Origin of the sequence: Citrobacter sp. 172116965, from assembly GCF_013458095.1 — a bacterium.
GTDB lineage: Bacteria > Pseudomonadota > Gammaproteobacteria > Enterobacterales > Enterobacteriaceae > Citrobacter > Citrobacter braakii.
Genome location: NZ_CP046673.1, coordinates 3,892,331 through 3,912,515 on the forward strand (window position 1 = coordinate 3,892,331; position 20,185 = coordinate 3,912,515).

The following is a 20,185-nucleotide window of genomic DNA, read 5'->3' on the forward strand; positions in this document are numbered from 1 at the left end:
AGTAAGTTGGCAGCATCACCGGCTACACGTGGGATGACATTCTACAATCTATTTGCAATAAAATATCTGAAGCGCTTCCTGTCATATTAATCGTCGCCAGTATCGGTTTCTTAATTGGCGCATGGATGGTGTCAGGCACTATTCCAATGATGATTTATTATGGTCTGAAGTGGATTAACCCGCAGTATTTCTATATTTCAGCATTTATGCTGGGAGCGCTGATCTCAGTCTGTACCGGCACCTCCTGGGGATCTATCGGAACCGTCGGGATCGCCATGATTGGCGTAGCGATTGGTCTGAATGTTTCGCTGCCCATTGCTGCTGGCGCTATTGTCTCCGGCTGCTGGTTTGGTGATAAGCTTTCTCCGGTTTCTGACTCAACCAACATGGCGGCGCTGGCTGCCGGTGTAAACCTGTACTCGCATATCGGCCATCTGCTGTGGACCACCGGCCCGGGATTTATTATTTGCTGCGTCGTATACAGCTATATGGGCATGGGCATTGATGCCTCATCCAGCGCGCCAGCCAATATCACCAACTTGATGAACGCTATCGGCCAGATTTATCACTTTAACATTCTGCTACTGTTGCCACCGATCATCGTTTTGTATGGCTCATTGTCAAAAAGACCGCCAATCCCGATGCTCTTTTTATCCACAATAGTCTCGATGATTCTGGCATTAGCCTTTCAGCAATTTACCGCATCATCGGTTGGCGAATCCGTGGTTAGCGGTTTTAAGCTCGCGATGCTCACCGGAGATAACCTGCCAACACTGTCATCAGATGTTTCGCGCTTACTGGAACGAGGCGGCGCCATTTCAATGTTTAGCAGCTTCGTCACCGTCTTCAGCGCCTTCAGCTTTGCCGGCGCAATGAGTGCGACAGGCTCTTTGCACACCGTGATAAACGCGCTCACGAAAGGCGTTAAATCCACATTCCGCCTGGTGGCCACCACGATTGTGACGACGTTCACCATCTGTGCCTGTACGGCAAATGGAACCTTGCCACTGCTGCTGTGCGGCGATGCCTTTAAAGAAGAATATAAAAAACGAGGGCTTGCGACAAAGAACCTCTCGCGTACTACCGAAGATGCCGGAACCGTTGTCGAACCGATTATCCCCTGGTCTGCCTCAGGCGTTTATTGCGCCACGATGCTGGGCGTGGCGACGCTTGATTATTTGCCATGGGCAATCCTCTGCTACAGCGGCATCATCTTTGCCCTGCTGTGGGCTGCCACCGGTATTGGCATTGCTAAATATGAACCAAATGAAGCTACAGAGCATATGGTTGAGCAAAAATCATAGGTTAATAAATAGCTAAATATTGGCTACCACCAGGGTAAATTTAATATATCGATTAGATATACAGAAATATTCTTCACTGTTGCGTTGCTTAAACTATTTTTCAGAGACTGTCCAGGAGTCAGCAATGTCTTTGTTTGATGATATTGTCATAAGGGATGTTAATTGCCGTAAATACGGTCAATTACAACAGATGTACGGCACCACCGATGTATTACCGCTGTGGATTGCAGATATGGATTTTGTGACGCCAGAGCCAATCATGAGCACACTGCGTTCAGTGGTATCGCAGCCAGTACAAGGCTACAACCTGGATTATCCGCAATGGAAAGAGTCCGTTATTCATTGGTATGCGCAACAGTATGATGTCGACATAAAGCCACACTGGTTGCATTTTATTCCCGGCGTCATAAAAACTATCGTACTCTCTCTGATGGTGTTTACCCGACCAGGTGATAATATTTTAACCTGTACGCCAATATATGACCCCTACCCTAATCTGGTAAACACCAGCGGCAGGAATTTGATTCAAACGCGCCTCATTGAGAAAGATGGTCATTACGAATTTGACTGGCATGATTTCAGCGAAAAACTCAAGCAGTGCAAAATGTTTCTTTTCCCTTCGCCGCATAATCCGGGCGGTATGGTGTGGTCGCGGGAAACGCTGGAAAAAGTAAGTCACTATTGTCAGCAAGCTGGCGTCATTATTCTCTCTGATGAAGTGCATAGTGATTTAACCCTGCCAGGCAAGCGCCATCTGCCGTTTTTTACTTTAGACGAAGCGACAGGGAGCCAGTCAATCGTGCTGACCTCAATCAGTAAAACCTTCAACACGGCGGCGATCCAGGGCGGAATTGCCATTATTAAAAATAATGAATTACGCCATCAGTTCTATGGTTTCCTGGATAACTGCTACCTTGCCGAGACACATTCATTACAGCAGGCGGCCATTTACAGCGCCTTTACCCATTGTGGCGACTGGCACCAAAAATTATTAGCCTACCTGGCCGACAATGTGGCGTTTGTTAAAAGTGAAATTGAAAAGCACTGTCCCTTAATCTCCATTGTGTATGGCGGAGCATCGTATCTTCTGTTTCTGAACGCGGAAAAAATGAATCTTAGCGATGAACAGCTAAGCGCATTTTTTGTGCAGGAAGCAAAACTGGGTCTGTCACCAGGCGCGCAATATGGCCCCGGCGGAGAGGGTCACATGAGACTCAACGTTGGGTGCCCGCGCTCGGTACTGGTAGAAGCGATGAACCGACTGAAAGCGGCGTACCAAAAACGACAGAATGCGTAGCGCGCATCACACTCTTTGCCCCGCCACGGTGGGGCAAAACTATACAAAGATGTTGCAGAACTGCTATAAAGTTTTTCCGTTCTGTCGGCTGGTGTTAAACTGGAAAGTGTGATCTTCATCATAACCTGCTTAAACAGAGAAAAGAGACACTGCTATGCAACATATCATTGAGGGCTTCCTCAACTTCCAAAAAGAGATTTTCCCTCAACGTAAGGAACTCTTTCGCAGCCTGGCATCCAGCCAGAATCCCAAAGCGCTTTTCATCTCCTGTTCCGATAGCCGCCTGGTGCCAGAACTCGTTACTCAGCAAGAGCCCGGACAGCTTTTCGTTATCCGCAACGCCGGTAATATCGTTCCGTCTTTTGGACCGGAACCCGGTGGCGTATCTGCTACGATTGAATACGCGGTTGTCGCACTTGGCGTGACGGATATCGTCATCTGCGGACACTCCAACTGCGGCGCGATGAAAGCCATTGCTGATAGCCAGCCTCTGGATCCGATGCCCGCTGTGGCTCACTGGTTGCACTATGCCGATGCCGCGAAAGCCGTGGTTGAGAAGAAAACCTGGGATAACCCAATCGATAAAGTTAACGCCATGGTGGAAGAAAACGTTATCGCACAGCTCAATAATATTAAAACGCATCCTTGCGTCGCGGTTGGGCTGCGAAATAATGCGCTTCGTCTGCACGGCTGGGTATATGACATCGAAAGCGGTGAAATCCGTACCCTGGATAAAAACAGCAAAACCTACGTTTCCCTTGCTGATAACCCGCAGGTGCATTTCGAGTAAATTTTCCCCTGGAGCAAGGATGCTCTGGAGAGCTTTTACCTACTTTTGTGCTATAGACAAAAAACATGCTTGCGACTAGTTTTAAAATAGCCACTGGTGTTCTCACATCAGTTTTCGCACATTCATACAACGTTGCGACAGGTCTCATGAACTGAGCCGCAAATAGCTGTTCATACATGATGCAGGCGATAAAAAGGAGCGGGTACGAATGCAAGCAAAAATAAAAAGAATAATAAATATGTTATTCTATCATGAGTCGTGGGATATCATGATTATTAAGGATCATGGTACACACTTATTCCCAAATAATACACTGGATATATTAAGTAAATCCGCTGCACAGCAGTTAAAAAAGAAATATACGTTTCAGGCCGATCCTTTTCTTATTGAAAAAGATGATAAACTGTTTGTTTTTTATGAAGCTTTTAGCTTTCGCAACTCGAAAGGCACGCTCCGATGCCGTATTCTTGATCGTGAACTGGTTGAAATTGATGACGTGAAACTTGAAGGTTTTGACGACCTGATGTGTCATTTGTCATTTCCTTTCCTGATTAATATTAACGATCAGCTCTTCATGATTCCTGAATCATCAGAAAGAAAAGAAGTGATACTGTTTCAGTCAGTAGAGTTTCCTACGCGCTGGAAGAAAATTAAAGTTCTAATCTCTGACACCGAAGTGACAGATAACATTTTTCTTTCAATGAACGAGACCTGCTATCTTATGTCGACCACCATGGATAATAAAATAATTATTCATTCGGCCAAGCATATCCACGGACAGTGGCAGAGAATTACTCCTGCATTGAAGGTGAGCAATCATCATCATCGGGGAGCGGGTGCGCCTTATCTTGTCGATAACAAAATGTATTTCTTAACCCAGGAATGCACACCTGAAACATATGGAAAATCTATCTACATCAAAGAATTAGTCACACTGAATGACGCTACTTTTGATGAGAATCTGATCGAACAAATCAATTCGTCGATCAACCACAGTGACGGCGTTCACACGCTAAATTTCTCAAGTAATTATATTGCCTATGATACAAAAATAAATAAGTTCAGTCTGTTGGCAATCTTTAAAAAAATATCATATAAGTGTATGATAAAATATAGAAACGTATACCTTTCCCGGCAAAATAACTGATCCACTGGATCCTTGGGTGCATTGGTGGAAAATCGCTCGGGTTTTTAGCATTTTTCTGGAGTCTGTATGGCTATTCTTGTCACTGGTGGTGCAGGTTATATTGGTTCACATACTGTTTTAACGCTACTGGAAAGAGGCGATGATGTCGTTGTCATCGATAATCTGGCAAACGCCAGCCGAATCTCGCTGGACAGGGTCGCGGAACTCACAGGAAGGGAACCCATTGTCTATATCGCTGATGTTCTCGACAGGCAGGCATTAAAAAACATTTTCGCCAACCATAACATCACTGATGTCATTCATTTTGCGGGCCTCAAATCGGTTTCCGAGTCGATAAAAGAACCCCTTGCTTACTACGAAAACAACGTCACTGGAACGCTGGTATTACTGGATGAGATGCTGGCCGCAGGCGTTAATCGATTCATTTTTAGCTCATCTGCTACGGTATACGGTAATCCGGAAAGCGTGCCGCTGAGCGAGCAATCGCGTACGGGGGGAACCACCAATCCGTACGGTACCTCTAAATTAATGGTCGAACAGATTCTGGCCGATTTCTCCCGCGCGCAGCCCGATTTCCGCATTACCTGCCTGCGCTATTTCAACCCGGTAGGCGCCCATCCATCGGGTCGGATTGGTGAGGATCCCAACGGTATCCCCAATAACCTGGTGCCGTACATCTCCCAGGTTGCGATTGGTAAGCTGAAAACCGTGTCGGTGTACGGCAATGACTATCCAACCCCCGACGGCACCGGCGTTCGTGATTATATCCACGTCATGGATTTGGCGACCGGCCATTTAGCCGCGCTGGATAGCCAGAACAAAGGCGCTGCCTACAAGGTGATTAATCTTGGTACCGGGGTCGGTTATTCCGTGATTAATCTGATTGAGGCGTTTGAAAAAGCGGCACAGAAAAAAATAAGCTATCAATTTGTCGACAGAAGGCCCGGCGACATTGCCGAATGTTGGTCTGACCCGTCACTGGCATACAAAGAGTTGGGCTGGAAGGCCATCTACAACCTTGATGAAATGATGCGTGACACCTGGAACTGGCAAAAAAACAACCCGAATGGTTATAACATCTGATGTACCCGGCAACGAGCCTCAGGCTCGTTGCCATGACGGATTAGCGTGCCGTTATTGTTGATACGCGATACCAGCCGCTGCTCTGCTTTCCTTCGTTGGCAAAGTTAATTCTTGCCACCCCGGATTTATCCAGCATCGAAACCTCAATGGCGTATTGCCCTTTCGCCAGTCGGCCCGGCATGGGCAATGCGTAGCTAACCTGATAAACGCCCGGGAGCCAACGTCGTATATCATCCGCCGCATTCCCCTGCGCCACCACCTTATTGGCGCTATCCACCACACGAAATGCCAGCGTGTAGGGCAGATAAATCGGTGCGATACCTTCGTTATACCAGGTACTGTTCAACCTCAACGTTTGTCCGCCGTCCCACACGGACTCATGGCTCAGAGACGCTAAGCGAAACCGATAGCCCAGTTTGGTCAGCGCATCATCAACAATCGGTCGATAATCGCTGGGTATCGCTCTCGATTTCAGGTTGATCGTGCTGGCGTGCTGCTTGACCGCCCAGTCAAAAATGCCCTGCACTTCGGCACGCGTATAGTGGAAGGTGTTCTTCCAGTCCTGCATATATGAACAGATTTCCAGACTGACCGGCGCACGTTTCCAGGCATCGTTAAACCCCGAATAGCTCTGCTGTGCTGCCAGTAATCGCTGCGGGTAATCATCGGCCATATGGCTCCAGGAGTCCGAAATTACGCGCAGGTCACCCCAGCAATCCGCCCGCCATCCAGCCCCTCGCGCCACCGCATTCGCCAGACTTTGCCCACCGCTCATCAACATTATTTTCGGCGTCGAAGGGAAGGCAGAAAAGTGCATTGCGACGTAGCGGTCTAACTGCGCGGTGGAGTACTGCTCCAACAGTGGTTTCAGCTCAGGGAAATTGCTGTTATGCCATTCCCCCCAGGCCCCCACCATGCCGATATCCACAAAAGCGAGATTCGCATTACCGTCGTAGCGTTTTCCGAATGCGTTCAGCAGACGCTGGCTGTACTCAATAAACAGCGGGTCGCTTAAATCCGGAATAAATGTTTTATTATCGGGCGTCCAGCTACCTTTCACGCCTTTTTTAATCAGCCAATCGGGAATTTTGGTGCCATCCCCCGGATCGGCAAGCACCATAAACCGCAGCCCGACATTCATCGCGGGACGATGCGCTGCCGCGTATTTGAAGGCATCATCCACCAGCGCAAAATTATACTGACCTTCAACAGGCTCCAGCTCTCGCCAGTAAAATCGCTCGTATTCAAATCCGGTATTGGGATAATCCGCCAGACCCAGCGTTTCACCGTACCCCTGATGGAAACTTGCCACGCCAATCCCCGGATTGGTTAGCGGGCCCGTTAATGCTTTGGGGGTTACGGTCGTTAATGCGGACATAACCGCCAACGGAAAGGACATCAACAACAGCGCAGAAACCCATTTACACTTCATCGCAGTGACGCCCTCCACAGGTTTGTTTACGCTAGCGGTTTTTCAGGCTTAACCACCAGTCCCATATGCCTACATGAAAATTTTGAAACACATCAATACCTAATGCTGATTTGATCATATACAGCGTCAGCAATACGCAGCAGGTAACGAACAACACGGCTATCAGCAGCAAAAAAGTGAGCAATATTCTCGACAGGGTCGATTCCTGACGATGCTGCCGACGCAAATCTCTGCCAAACAAAAAAACCAGATAATAGCGTTTACTGAAAAAGGGAAAGCTTCGGCGAATATCGATCTGATGCCGCGAAGTCAGAGTCGAGGCCAGGATCGCTTTTTCCACCCCTTCTTTTTGTTCAGGAGTCAACCCTTGCGCAATCGGCTCGTCAAGGTGAGCATAAAATCGTTCGATGACGGGAGGACGATTTTGAGGACTGGTCAAAATTAACCTATATCTTTATCAATTGAGTGATAGACGTTAATCGTCTTTTTGGCGATTTCATGCCAGTTATAGTTTTGCAAATATACACGATAGTCCACGCTATTGGTTGCCGCCCACTCGGTTAATTTCTCGGCCAGGCTGGTCACATCCCCCACCTTAAAATAGGCCTCGGACGGCAGTTGAACTTCGAGGTTAGCCGGAATATCACTGACGACGGCAGGAAGAGAAAATGACATCGCTTCCAGCAGCGCAATGGGCAATCCTTCATGGTATGAAGGCATCACAAACAGCTGTGCCTGCGAAAACACCGCCTGAAGCTCATCACCACGCAAGAACCCCGTCATCACAACGCCAGGCGTGTCCGCGGCAAGCTTTTTGAGGCGAATGCTGTATTCGGTCGGATGATCCGCATCGCCAATTAACACTAACGGCATAGTGAAACCGCTGCGCTGATAGGCGGCGATGGCATCATGCATCCCTTTTTCTTCCACAAATCGCCCTACCACCACGAGGTAGTTTTTCGGCTGCAGCCCAAAGCGGGAGAGCGTATTGTCGATGGTCAGCGCAGATAACGACCGCGGTTCGTTGACGCCATTGTGAATTAAATGCGCATCATAGCGAGCGTGTTTTTTCTGGATCAGTTGATTAATAACCTCAGAAATCACAATCACTTCGTTGGCATATCTCACAGCCCAACGCTCACCCAGCAGCAATATTTTTTTAGCAACGAATCCCCATTTTTGACGATCGTAATCAGGTCCATGGTGGGTGAACACCACCTTTTTCCCTAACATGCGTAATAATGGGATCACAAGCCCAGGCCCGATAGCATGGACATGCACAATATCCGAATGGTCGATACTTGTCCTAAATGCCGCTAAAACGGAATGGACAATCGCTTCCAGCGAGCGCTTTTTGGGTGCCCACAGCGCGTAGGTTTCAACTTTCTTATATAACGATCGTTTGTAATTTACATACGGCGAGCGTGCAATCACGCAAATATCAACGTCCAACTGCTGCTTAATGGCAGGATATAGATTCTGACAGTGTGTCTCCACCCCGCCCAATACATCAGGAATACCACGCGTACCAAAAACCGTTATTTTTTTACTCATACTATGGCCTGCTCAGCAGTTCTTTATAGAGCGCCAGTAGAGTATCCATATGTTTACTCAGCGCATATTTTTCACTCAATCGCGCACGACCCTGTAAGCCCATGACCCGCGCCTTCTCTGGCGAGTCGGCCAGTGCATCCAGCGCATTTGCTAACTCTTGCACATTGCCAGGTTCGAATAAAATCCCTTCGATACCATCACGAATTTGTTCCGGGATGCCGCCGATGCGCGATCCGATCACCGGCTTGCCTAAGGACATCGCCTCTAATATCGCCATAGAACAGTTTTCATAGCATTCTGAAGGAAGGATCACTGCCCGCGCATGCTTAATAAGGTTATCGAGAGCTTCCCCTTGTTGCACATAACCTAAAAACTCAACGTCCGGGTATTGGGCGACTAATTCGTCGTGCAGGGGACCGTGCCCCACAATTTTCAGCGGCGCTTTGTTCTGCATTTTCTCATGCGCCGCCAATAACGTTGCCACGCCCTTTTCACGGCTCAGGCGACCGAAGTACAGCATATAGCCCGCATCGCTTACCTCACCCAGAGGACGGCTGTCATCAACGCCATTGACGATGACATCAATGCGCGAATTCGGCAGCGTACGCAACAATACGCCACGTAAAAAGACGCTCGGCGAAACGATCACATCCAGCGCCTGGTAATTTTGCGCAATATATTGCCAGGTCGCCTCTAAAGAGAGCAGGAGGCTTTTTGAAGCAGAGCCTTCCTGGCAACGATACCTGAAGGCATTGAAAACCGTCCCGGTAATACAGGAATCACACACTTTACCGTCGCGCAGCATGGAATAGGCAGGACATACGATTTTATAGTCATGCGCGGTCAGCACCGTTTTGCAGCCAAAATTGCGGGCCACTTTAATCAACGCTGGCGTTAACTGATGGTAAATGTTATGGAAGTGGACGATATCCGGACGCTCTTTTTGTAGTAGCGCCAGCATCTTTTTGCAGGCTTGCGAATTATGAATAAAGTTAACCGCCGTTTTGAGCCCGCCCAGCAGATTGCTCTCCTGGTGGTAGTCCACATTGCTGACGAAATAATCCGCATAGTCCGAAGGGAAATTGTTCTCATGCTGCATCGAGAAATCAATAACCTGCACTCCGGCCTGTTTCAGCATCTCGCGCTCTTGAAAATAAACGGTTTCCGCGCCGCCTTTAATGAAAAAAAACTTATTCACTAATAAAACTTTCATTGCGCCAGCCTTAGTTATTCATGAATGATTTTACTGTCAGGCGGAGTCAACGGATCGCGTACTGGTTTAGTCAACCCTTTAACAAGTCCCGCAGAAAGCACGGCCAGGTTCATTACGCTCTGCAATCCGTTCAATAACGATCGATTCTGCACGGTTTTCAAGATAATAAAGGCTAGCAAGGGTAGAAATGCAATATCGAAAAGTTCGAGATTGAAGGTCACCGCCGCAATAAACAAGGCAATCAGATACACAGAAAAAATCGCCTCGTTCTTAACCATTTTTAACGCTTTGCCGAAATAAGGTTTTCCCCACGCACAACGTAAAAGCTCGCCCGGTGCCTGATAGTATCCACTTTTCCAGCGGTGCTTCAGCATCTGAAAGGTCGGCATGGTATGCGAAGTATGAATAAAATACGGAATATTCAGACGGCGTAGTTTATAACCCGCATCGAGCAAACGCAGGCCAAGTTCGGCTTCTTCATAAGCATGCAAATTACGGTTGGTGAGATAACCAATTTTCTCAATCGCAGAGCGGCGATATAACCCACCACCGCCTAAATGGTCGCTATCTCCAAGCGGATAGATTTTACTAATACGCTGCTTACGCGATTTAAATTCATAGTTAACGGCATCGTCCATTTCAACGGTTCCTGCGACACCTGCATATTCCGGCTCAGCCTGCAAAAAAGCGACAGCCTGATCCACAAAGCCCGCTTCCAGCTCCATGTCGCCGTCCATCAGCAACAGATATTCCCCTTCACTATACAGATAACCTAACTGATGCCCGACGCCGCAGCAGCGATCGCCTGGGTCAGTTAAAGAGACCACGGTCACCCCTTTATCGATCGCAAGCTGTTGGGTGTTATCCGTTGACAGGCTATCTGCCACTATAATTTTATGTGGATAATCAACAAGCTGCCTGCGGATACTGTCTATCGTTTTCTCACTACATTCAGATTCATTGAGTGTTTTAATACTCACTGAAATAAACGGTTTTTGGTCCATACAATTACCCTACACAGCGAAGGACGGTTCGACGAATCACTAAACTTGATCCTAGTGATAAATAGAACAGGAATTGTAACATCGGTGTAATCATCAGTATCTGGCTGTAAGGTAAGCTAATTAAGCAACTGATAGCAAAAGCGTTAAACGCCGGTGCAAAGCTCAGCAACTGAAGATCCTGCTGGTCCAGTTGTTCAAGCGTCAGTAATGGCTTTGGCTGACAAACTTTCAGGATATAAATGAATAAGCTAATAAAAAGTAACGTGCCGATCACCCCGACTTCCCACAGCAGCATACTCAGGGAAGTCGAGTCGAGAATTAAGTTATAAATGATATTCAAAAAGCCCGGCGACACCGTACTCCCACTGTTTGTGGCGTTGAGCCCGTACCCAAATAACGTTCCTGAAAGCCCCCACAGATCGTTATTTTTCAACCAGAACAGGAACGTCGTAAAGCGCCCTAACTCCCCGGTAGACATGATGTAGTTCGGGTCAAAAATATAGCTTAAGGAGTCGATGAAAATGCTTAACGAGCTTTTCGACGGATCGCCGCCAAACGCGGAAGAATAATAGTACGCGAGGATCACTATCGACAGGCTAATAAGCAGCAGCATGCCCGCCACAATAACCAACAGCGTCTTCAGATTAACCTTACTGACGTCTTTGACGTAGCTCGGTGAGATCCACACCCACGCGAGGAACAGAGGTGACAGCAGAATGACGAACTTCACTTCACCAATAATACATAGCCCGATTCCAAGAACAATGTGCAGCGCCATGGACTTGAACGTGGTCAACCCGTGCTTATACTCAGAGACTTTTAACAACATAATCAACAGGCAAAACAGGCCCATCGCAGCAGTGTTACCGCCCCCCATGGGGTCACCGCCAAACGTACCAACCACGGAGTCCCATTTCTCATCTTCGCCACGCACCGCAACGCGCTGGGGAACGACCAGCAAAACCTGATAAATCATTACCGGGATTTGCGCGTAAAACACCCAGTACAGATAGCGCGTTGCACGGTAAATCTGCGACTCCCGGCAAAATCCCAGCAGCAAACAGATCATCACCAGTGACAATGCGATTTCGTTTTTAAATGCCACAATCGCGACGGTGATCCCACCCTGAATCAGCGTCGATGTTCCGGCCAGTATCAGGAACGAAAAATACAATGCCAGGACAATCGTCTCCTGCGCATCCAGCTGCAGCGAGCCATCACGCGTCTGCATCACCAATAATCCCACCATCAACAGGGTCAGGAAAAAGGGGATCCACAGCACCGACTGCATGCCGGTAAAGTATTGCACCAGGCCACACAGGATCAGCGTGACAAAGCTAAAAACCTGTAAATAGTATCCGGTATTCAGCGTCATAGTATCACCGGCTTATCTTTCAGAAGATTGGCTCGCTTATTCATTTTCAGATAAATGAAGGCGTAGCGAATAAATGTCAGTGAAGAAAACAGGATAACCGACGTGGCATAATCTTTATGAAAATAGGGAATGACGACAAATGCGAATAACACAATCGCCAGCTGTTCCAGTTGGATACGCAGAAAATAGCGGTGGGAACCAAAAATAAGCTCAATCACCGTCAGAGGGCTTATCGCCAGCGCCGGGAATAAATAGGGCAACATGTAGCGCGACGTTTCAATGGAGTTAATCCAGTCTTCGCTAAAGCCCAGACGCATCACTATTGGATAGAAAATAAACACCCCGAGAGTACAGATAACCCCCAGAACCAACAGTAGCATCCGTACCCTGGTATATTCATGAAAATTAAAGGTATTATTTCTGAAGTCGATAGACCACTTGGAAAAAATAGTATTGCGCACTGCGTTGCCGATGATCACCACCGGCGCCAGGCAAAAGCGGCTAACCACGGAAAAATAACCTGCCGTCAGCGCCGAGAACCAAAAGTTAATCAACATAATCGGCAAATTGCTGCTGGCCATCGCCAGCACTTCCGCACTACCGACTTTGGTAATGTGATGGATATTTTGTTTGAAAAAATGCCAGTTACTGGCAGGTCGCAAATGTCTGGCCGCCACAGAGCGAATATCAAACGAATGCAAAATACAGCTTATGGTCAGCACCATCGTCGCGCAGGCCCATGACCAATAAAACAGTTGCACCTGATGCGTAACCAGCACCGAAAGTAATACCACCACAGAGACAGAGATGCGCTGGAAAATCAGAAAACGAAAATTGGCCGTGCGCAGCGACAGGTTTTCCGAGATTAAAACCCACGCCGTCGCCAGCGTCAGCAAATAGAGGAACAGGATGTTCTGGTGAAACAGCCACGCTGTCAGTACGGCGTACGGTAAGGCAATGATCGTGCTTTGGATCAGGCAAAATACGACGTTCTGTACCAGTTCGTCGTCGTGCTGTTTTGGAATTAAAAGCTGCGATGCAAAGGTACACACCTGCGCGCCCACCACGGCGATGCTGTAATTGAGCGCATAAAGCCCCACCTCAGCCATATCGTACTTGTGTGAAATCAACCAGATAGACAGCGCACCAATCAACTGCGAGATGACTGATGAACCGGCTATCGTGGAAGCGCTCTTCAGTAGACTCATACCCGGCCTGGCGTCGTCATCAGTTGATCGGTACTGAAGTTAAGTGAACGCAGACCCTCCTGGGTTTCAAGATCTTTTTCTTCAACCGCATTGAGCACCGCGCCAATCACCACGCCGTTATTTTCCTCAATCTTATCCAGTGCGCTGGCGATGTGTCCCGCCGACTCCACCCCGGCTTTCACTATGAAAACAACCCCATCGACGGCACGTTTGATCAGTTGAACATCCTGGCTCTGATTCACAGCAGCCACATCAATAATGATGCGCTGATAATGCGATTTCAGTTCGCGCATTAAGGGTTCAACGTGCTCCGACGACAACATCAGTAAAGAAGAGATGGTGCTCTTGCCGTGCGGAATAAAGTCGAGATTATCACTGAGCGTGATCCGCGCATGTTCCAGCTGAGTCTCTCCGCGCAGCAGCTCAGCCAGGCCTGCGGATGTGGCTGATGCCAGTTCAGAAGAAAGCCCGCCCGTATTAAAGAAATCTGCATCAATAAGCAGCGTTTTCTGGTCAAAACTAAAGGAGTTCGCTAACAGATTCGCCAACAAAGAACGCCCATCACCGTGTTCCGTCGATGCCACGGCGAGCGTCTGTAATGGACGATTATCCAGCATAATCCGGGTACGGATACCGTGCACAATATCGGCATTCAGCGGGTTCTTCAGGATCATGTCCCGCACTTGCGCACGCCCTGAGGTTCCACTAAAACGACGGATTTCGCCCAACGGGGTAACGTTGAGGCGCTTTTTCATGCGACTCAGGCTGGCGATTGAGTTATCCATCGCCGCTTTGACAATGAAATACATGATGCTGAACACGACCACCAGCATGACCACCATCACCAACAGCAGTGATTTATTCGGCTTCGCCGGTTTTAGTGCGGGAACAGCGGGATCGTATAACACCGCATCGGCATTCACGCCGGACAGCGACAGCTCCTGAGTACGCTGATAGAGCGATTTATACAGGTCTTCCATTTTATCTAACGACAGTTTTTGGCCGTTCCAGGCATCCCGTTTTGACGCCATTTTCTGGAAGATCTCTTTCTGCTGTTCCACCTGTTGCTGATAGTTCTTTTCATCCGCCAGCGCCGCCAGATATTGCTGACGTAAGCCGACTTTCAGCTCACCCAACACCCGTCCGGTTTGGCTTTGGATCGACTGAACATCGGCCTCTGCTTTTAAAATGGCGGGGTTTTTTGGCCCATAAACTTTGCGCAGTTCAGACAACGTACGCTGCGCCTGAATCAGCGCAATGCGCAGATCCTGAATCTGAGCGTGGTTAGAGACCGAAGGCAGCGAGATAACGCTTTCGGCGGACTTCCCTGCGCCATTCACTTCGTTATAAACGGATTCAGCGGCAACACGACGTTGGGTCGCATCGGCCAGACGATTGGTCACGATACTTAACTGCTCGGTTTCAAAACCATCGATACCGCGAAAGGTCAACAGCCCGGCATTTTTCAGATAGCTTTCCATCTCTTCTTTTTGCTTCGCTATCGACTTCTGAATCTCTTCCATTTTTTCATAATTCAGTTCGCGGGCTTTCTCTACTTTCTGACGCTTTTGCTCCAGCGTATAGTTGATGAAAGCCTGCGCGACGCCGTTGGCGATATCAGCCGCAACCTGGGGCGAAGTCGATTCATAGGTAATAGAGGCGAGGTTCGTTGTCCGAATACCGATGACATTCAGGTTTTTCGACAACGTTTTCAGCGCCAGCTCCATTCTCAGTTGCCGACTTTCATTGCTATCAGCGCCCTGAGCATCGGCTTTTTCCCCGGTAAATGCCGGGTTTTCATCCAGCTTCATATCGCGAACGGCTTGCTCGAGCACAATTCGTGAATGCATCAACGCATATTGCGTTTCGTAGTAACCACTGCGCGTTGAATCGAAACCATCAACCTGTGGGAACGGAGAAACGTTATCGGCCTGCGCCTTAATCAGCACCGTCGCCGTTGATACATACTTTGAGGACATCATGCTGATTAACGGATAAGCCACGACCCCGGCAACGATACCGGCCAGCGCGATTTTCCAGGCGTTCTTTTTCAGCGCTTTGGCAAAGCGGGAGAATTCAACAGTGCTTTCTCGTTTTTTGCCGTTTTCCACTATTGATAGTTTCATCGTCAGAAGAACCCCATGCCAATAATCACGACATCCCCAGGATGAACAGAGTGCGTTAAATCAACATTCTCAAGCAGCTGATTGCTACCTGACAGGCGAATGTTGATATCTTGACGGTCAGCACGATCTGTAAATCCCCCCGCCTGCGCAATAGATTTCTCGACGGTAAGCCCTGGCTCATAAGCGAATCCATTCGGACTTTTCACCTCGCCAGAAACATAGTATTTACGGAACTCGGCAATACTCACCGTCACCATCGGAGTAGTAAAATAATCTCCAGTCAGGCGTTGAGTTAATTCGTTAGTCACTTGCTCAACAGTTTTATCTTTTAATATAAGAGCACCAACAAACGGGAAATTAATCTCCCCACTCTTATCCAAAATAAACCGCATCGTCATATCGGGTTGACCATGAACAGCGATATTGACAGTATCCCCTGCCCCAAGTCGGTAATCCTGCTGAACAGTAGCAGGATCGTCCATTAACCTCGGGCTGGACGTTGTGCATCCGACCATCAGGATACTGAATAGCAAAACCGCGCACAGTTCTATTATTTTCATTTTAGATCTGAACCTTAGCTTTAAGCATAATCATAGAATTATCATAACCCAACGTTCTGATGACTTCCTGATTGTCGTTGGGACCGATATAAAACGAATCAGTATCCTTATTCGAATTCAACGTATCTATTTGATATTTAATCTCAAAATTGACCGACGGTGTGTAGTCATAGCTCATGGTTACGCTAAATACCCCATCTTTATCATGCCGATCTTTATTCTGTTTTTTATAGTCTTCTGAAGTGTATGAGTAATCCAGCAAGGTAGAGAAACGGTTGCCTAACCAGAAGTGCTGGTAAGAAAGACCATACTGGGTGACTAAAATATATCCCCCAACTTCCGATGGGTCTTTAATGCTTTGCGCTGAATGCACCGTGAAAACAGACTGTTGTAACGGCTTCCACTCCCCTTTTATATCCCAGTTTAGACCATTAAAATCATGCGAGTTTGCGTTGTTTTCAAATGTCTTGTACAACCATGAAATATTCATGTCGACATTGGTTTTTCCCGTCAACTGCGACTTCAGGCCATACAGTAAATAATACTCATTAGTGTCTTTTTCTGAGTTGTTATCATAGTGACGCTGGTTAGTAATAAAGCTATAGCGAAAACGCGTTCTGGATGTGTATTGGTCAAAAATTTCTGCCACCAGGCTATTTTCGTGCCATTCCTGTTCCTGAATGTAATTGTAGAAATCTTCACTACTCTCCTGGGCGTCAGACGTATTGCCGAACGTCAGTTTTTTGTATAACAACGCCAGTTCCGCTTTCCCGCGCCCATCCGGCGCGCCATAGCTATAGCGCAATTCACTGTTAATAAAATTCGTCGTCAGCGGAGATTTAATCCCATACTGCTCGAATTGACCCGGTAGAAACCCCTCAGTGATCCCTCGACCGCGGGATTCGTGCCCAAGCGTATCCTCCAGATTGAGTGTTAAGCCGTGCTTGAGCCCATAGCGCCAGGCACCGTTAAAACGGAATCTATGGTCACTCCCGTTTTTGCAACACCGATTTTGACGACAAGTTGGCTTGCTTGAATCTATCCGGCGTCTGAATGGGATTTTATTCCCGCGCCTCGATGAGTTCCGCGCCTGATGAACCTCCAGAAAATATACGGCTTCAATGAGCCTTTCCGTTTTACAGGTTCCTCAACAGGCCGGTGGGCCGTTAGTATCATCAATATCAGTATTCGCAAAACCAGATGAATGATTGTTTAAACTGGTGTATTTCTGCCTTTATGCTTCGTAAGTTTGCTGTCGCGCCGTCAGTGCCCAGGCTATTCTGGCCAGCTTGTTTGCCAGAGCACAGGTGACGACAAAGTTGCTTTTCCGACACAACAACTCCCTGACCCAGTCGGCCAACTTGCCAGACTGGTGTTCCAGTTTTTGTATGAATACCCTGGCACACTGAACCAACAAAGTTCGGATCTTTTTGTTGCCCCGCTTGCTAATCCCTAACAATGTCGTCCGACCTCCCGTGCTGTACTGTCGGGTACAGCCCTGTTGCCGCCGCAAAGTCACGGCTGCTGGCGTACTGCTTCCCGTCGCCAATCTCAGTTGAAATAGTACTGCAGTCAGCGTTCCACGCAGGGAATACTCAGCAAGCGCTGTCCAACCTCATCTTCGTCCAACTTTCGTTTCAACTGAGATTCCAGATCTTTAATCTGCTCAACAAGATAGTGATAATGCTGTTGTAATTTCAGCAGTAACTGGCTGAGATAAAGAGGCAAACTACTGTCCTCAAGAAGGGTACTCAGTCGACTAATAACGGCAGCACCTCGCGGAACGCTGATACCAAATTCCAGCAGAAAAGCATGCATCTGATTAGTTGTTTTCACCTTATCCTGAACCAGGGATTCACGGACACGATGCAGAGCTCGCATTGCCTGCTGAGATTCGTTCTGGGCTGCACGAAACGCATAGATGGACGTGATGCTGCTTCACAGATAGCTTCAGCATCAACGAAGTCATTTTTTTGCTTTTAACGAATGGGCGGACAAATTGCGGTGATATCAGCTTTGGAAAATGCCCTAACTCTGCCAGCTTGCGTGCCATAAAGTGAGAACCGCCACAGGCTTCCATCGCGATGGTTGTTGCCGGGCATGTCGCCAGAAATTCGATTAGCTTTGGTCGGGTGAATTTTTTACGGTAAACGGCCTTCCCACGATGATCCTGACAATGAATATGGAAAGAGTTCTTACCCAGATCGATACCAATAAGCGCAATGTTTTCCATGATGGTTCTCCGAATGAAAGCCTGTCCTCAGCATAGTACTGGGAAGGAGGGAGTGACCATCTCATTAAAAATGATCGTTATAGTTATCAGCGGAATCGCTTGAGTAGTTACGATAATCACCGGAGTACATCAGTAAATACTTATCCTGACCGCGCTCTCCGATCATACTCAAAACGGGCGCTGCGCTCTGAAACGAGGAACCGATAGCATCTCTGCTATGTGGCTGATAAGACACGTTATCATTATAACCATAGTCCACAGCGACCTTGCCCTGGAAGTCGATCCCCGCAAAGCCAATGTGTGATTTCGGTGTTAAATCAGCCCATACGGGCTGCGATATCACGATTCCGGTAATCACGAGTAATTTAGTATGCATTCTTACCGATAAATCCTTTAAAAATAGTTTTAATAATAATTTTTATATCCAACCATAAAGACCAGTTTTGAATGTACTCAATATCGTACTGAACCCTTTTTTCCATCTTATAAAGCGCATCGATTTCCCCGCGGAAACCGTTGATCTGCGCAAGCCCGGTGATCCCAGGCTTAACTTTATGGCGGATCATGTAATTTTCGACCTGTTTACGGTACTGCTCATTATGCGTAACCGCATGAGGTCTGGGACCGACAATCGACATACTTCCCTGCAATACATTGATAAATTGCGGCAGTTCATCCAGTGAGGTGCGGCGTAAGAAACTACCAAACTTGGTTACTCGCGGATCGTTTTTAGTAGCCTGAATAACCGTATCGGCGTTCTCCATAACGCGCATCGAGCGAAACTTCCAGACCTTAATTTTTTGCCCGCTAAGACCATACCGGTCTTGTTTGAAAAAGACTGGCCCGCGGGAAGTGAGTTTGATTCCAATGGCAATGGCCAACATCAGCGAAGAAATCATCACCATAATGATGCTACCAAGCACCAAATCTTCCGCCCGCTTGATAAACGAACCCGCCCCTTCAAACGGCGAACTAAAAATGCCAATAGTTTGCAGGTTGTGAATGGAGCGCAGCTTGGACATGTTGTTACTGTAGGTGTAGAAGTCAGGAACAATATACGTATCTACGGTGGTGTCTGACATCATCGCCAAAAAATGACGAATGCGTTGTAAAGCTACCATCGGTAAAGCGATGTAGATTTCGTCTATATTTCCCTGCCGGGCTTCCTCAACCAGATTGATCACCGGCCCACGAAAGGGGCTTTTAACCTTATCGACGATATCGCCACAGCGGGATAAGGCGCGCTCATCATAAAAAGCCAGATCTAATGTGATATTAGCGTATTCATCCATTAACGCGTTTTCTGCCGCCAGGCCATTGTCGGTCAGACCAATAATCGCCACGCGCATACTCTTTTTCGTTGAATATTTAAAAATGAAAAAGCGAATGTAATAAAGAAAAGGTAATGGGATGAAGTACCAGTAAATAATCGCTGAATAAAAGGGGGAAGGCAGTTTGTCTAAGTAGCCGAGAGACTCGGGTTCAGCCACCGTCATGCTGACCAGTTCGTTCAAAAAAATCGCCAGTAGCGTACAAAAAACCAACCGTTTTTGATTACGTAAACCGATCGTCTTAATCTTTTGTTGATACATTTTAATGTATTCAGCAAACAGTAAGAAAAAGACTGAGAAGAGAATACTCAGAATGGCAATGGTGTTAAATGGCGCCAGACCTAACAGATGGGCGCTAAAAATTAACGTCGCATTGATTACAATGAAATCGACCAGCTTTAAAAAGACTGGATATCCCTGGCTGCTAATCTTTAGCGATTTTTTAAGCATATCTCAGCCCATTATTTATTGATCTTTAATTGTTTTTTTCTCATTTATGTTGCTAATTATATCACAAGTCTTAAAAAC

Annotated in this window: 15 protein-coding genes and 3 pseudogenes; 5 read left to right on the forward strand and 13 right to left on the reverse strand. The window is 47.5% G+C overall.

Annotation, left to right across the window (positions count from 1 at the left end; translation table 11 throughout):
- Nucleotides 1-14 precede the first annotated feature (14 nt).
- The 5 genes from nhaC (at nt 15) to galE (ending at nt 5,621) form a co-directional block, all read left to right on the forward strand.
- Entirely contained in the window at nt 15-1,304 is a 1,290-nt protein-coding gene (gene nhaC / locus GPJ68_RS18910; protein ID WP_255489860.1) for a Na+/H+ antiporter NhaC, read from the forward strand.
- A 124-nt stretch (nt 1,305-1,428) separates the two neighbouring features.
- Complete coding sequence (locus GPJ68_RS18915) at nt 1,429-2,601, forward strand: MalY/PatB family protein (protein ID WP_104652413.1); 1,173 nt, start codon at nt 1,429-1,431, stop codon at nt 2,599-2,601.
- Nucleotides 2,602-2,755: 154 nt separating this feature from the next.
- The gene (locus GPJ68_RS18920) at nt 2,756-3,391 is read left to right on the forward strand and encodes a carbonic anhydrase (protein ID WP_016154107.1); all 636 of its coding nucleotides are present in this window, start codon (nt 2,756-2,758) and stop codon (nt 3,389-3,391) included.
- A 208-nt stretch (nt 3,392-3,599) separates the two neighbouring features.
- Complete coding sequence (locus GPJ68_RS18925; protein ID WP_172860523.1) at nt 3,600-4,538, forward strand: hypothetical protein; 939 nt, start codon at nt 3,600-3,602, stop codon at nt 4,536-4,538.
- A gap of 66 nt (nt 4,539-4,604) precedes the next feature.
- Nucleotides 4,605-5,621, forward strand: coding sequence for a UDP-glucose 4-epimerase GalE (galE, locus tag GPJ68_RS18930; protein WP_016154109.1), 1,017 nt, complete (start codon nt 4,605-4,607; stop codon nt 5,619-5,621).
- Nucleotides 5,622-5,661: 40 nt separating this feature from the next.
- Here galE and GPJ68_RS18935 read toward each other — a convergent pair whose 3' ends face one another.
- The 13 genes and pseudogenes from GPJ68_RS18935 to GPJ68_RS18995 all read right to left on the reverse strand — a co-directional run bounded on the left by GPJ68_RS18935 (nt 5,662) and on the right by GPJ68_RS18995 (nt 20,107).
- Nucleotides 5,662-7,053, reverse strand: coding sequence for a DUF4832 domain-containing protein (locus GPJ68_RS18935; protein ID WP_180836933.1), 1,392 nt, complete (start codon nt 7,051-7,053; stop codon nt 5,662-5,664).
- Between the two features lie 31 nt (nt 7,054-7,084).
- Nucleotides 7,085-7,492 (reverse strand): hypothetical protein, encoded by a 408-nt coding sequence (locus GPJ68_RS18940; protein WP_016154111.1) that lies wholly within the window; start codon nt 7,490-7,492, stop codon nt 7,085-7,087.
- A gap of 2 nt (nt 7,493-7,494) precedes the next feature.
- Entirely contained in the window at nt 7,495-8,607 is a 1,113-nt protein-coding gene (locus tag GPJ68_RS18945) for a glycosyltransferase family 4 protein (protein ID WP_172860522.1), read from the reverse strand.
- A gap of 1 nt (nt 8,608) precedes the next feature.
- Complete coding sequence (locus GPJ68_RS18950; protein WP_049270980.1) at nt 8,609-9,820, reverse strand: glycosyltransferase family 4 protein; 1,212 nt, start codon at nt 9,818-9,820, stop codon at nt 8,609-8,611.
- A 14-nt stretch (nt 9,821-9,834) separates the two neighbouring features.
- On the reverse strand, nt 9,835-10,824 hold the full coding sequence (locus GPJ68_RS18955; protein WP_180836935.1) for a glycosyltransferase family 2 protein: 990 nt from the start codon (nt 10,822-10,824) through the stop codon (nt 9,835-9,837).
- Between the two features lie 4 nt (nt 10,825-10,828).
- Nucleotides 10,829-12,199 carry a hypothetical protein gene (locus GPJ68_RS18960; protein WP_016154115.1) on the reverse strand — a complete coding sequence of 457 codons (1,371 nt, stop codon included), beginning with the start codon at nt 12,197-12,199 and terminating at the stop codon, nt 10,829-10,831.
- A complete protein-coding gene (locus GPJ68_RS18965) occupies nt 12,196-13,407 on the reverse strand; it encodes a lipopolysaccharide biosynthesis protein (protein WP_016157271.1) in 1,212 nt (403 codons plus the stop codon). Before GPJ68_RS18965 ends, GPJ68_RS18960 begins: the two co-directional genes overlap by 4 nt.
- The gene (locus tag GPJ68_RS18970) at nt 13,404-15,533 is read right to left on the reverse strand and encodes a tyrosine-protein kinase domain-containing protein (protein ID WP_016157272.1); all 2,130 of its coding nucleotides are present in this window, start codon (nt 15,531-15,533) and stop codon (nt 13,404-13,406) included. Before GPJ68_RS18970 ends, GPJ68_RS18965 begins: the two co-directional genes overlap by 4 nt.
- A gap of 2 nt (nt 15,534-15,535) precedes the next feature.
- Nucleotides 15,536-16,093, reverse strand: coding sequence for a polysaccharide biosynthesis/export family protein (locus GPJ68_RS18975; protein ID WP_016154118.1), 558 nt, complete (start codon nt 16,091-16,093; stop codon nt 15,536-15,538).
- A 1-nt stretch (nt 16,094) separates the two neighbouring features.
- Nucleotides 16,095-17,090, reverse strand: a pseudogene (locus GPJ68_RS18980) (outer membrane beta-barrel protein); the annotation flags it as partial.
- Nucleotides 17,091-17,327: 237 nt separating this feature from the next.
- Nucleotides 17,328-18,326, reverse strand: a pseudogene (locus GPJ68_RS18985) (IS110 family transposase).
- 67 nt (nt 18,327-18,393) lie between these two features.
- Nucleotides 18,394-18,702, reverse strand: a pseudogene (locus GPJ68_RS18990) (capsular biosynthesis protein); the annotation flags it as partial.
- A complete protein-coding gene (locus tag GPJ68_RS18995; RefSeq protein WP_047499487.1) occupies nt 18,692-20,107 on the reverse strand; it encodes an undecaprenyl-phosphate glucose phosphotransferase in 1,416 nt (471 codons plus the stop codon). The pseudogene GPJ68_RS18990 and the gene GPJ68_RS18995, both read right to left, overlap by 11 nt.
- Between the last annotated feature and the right edge of the window lie 78 nt (nt 20,108-20,185).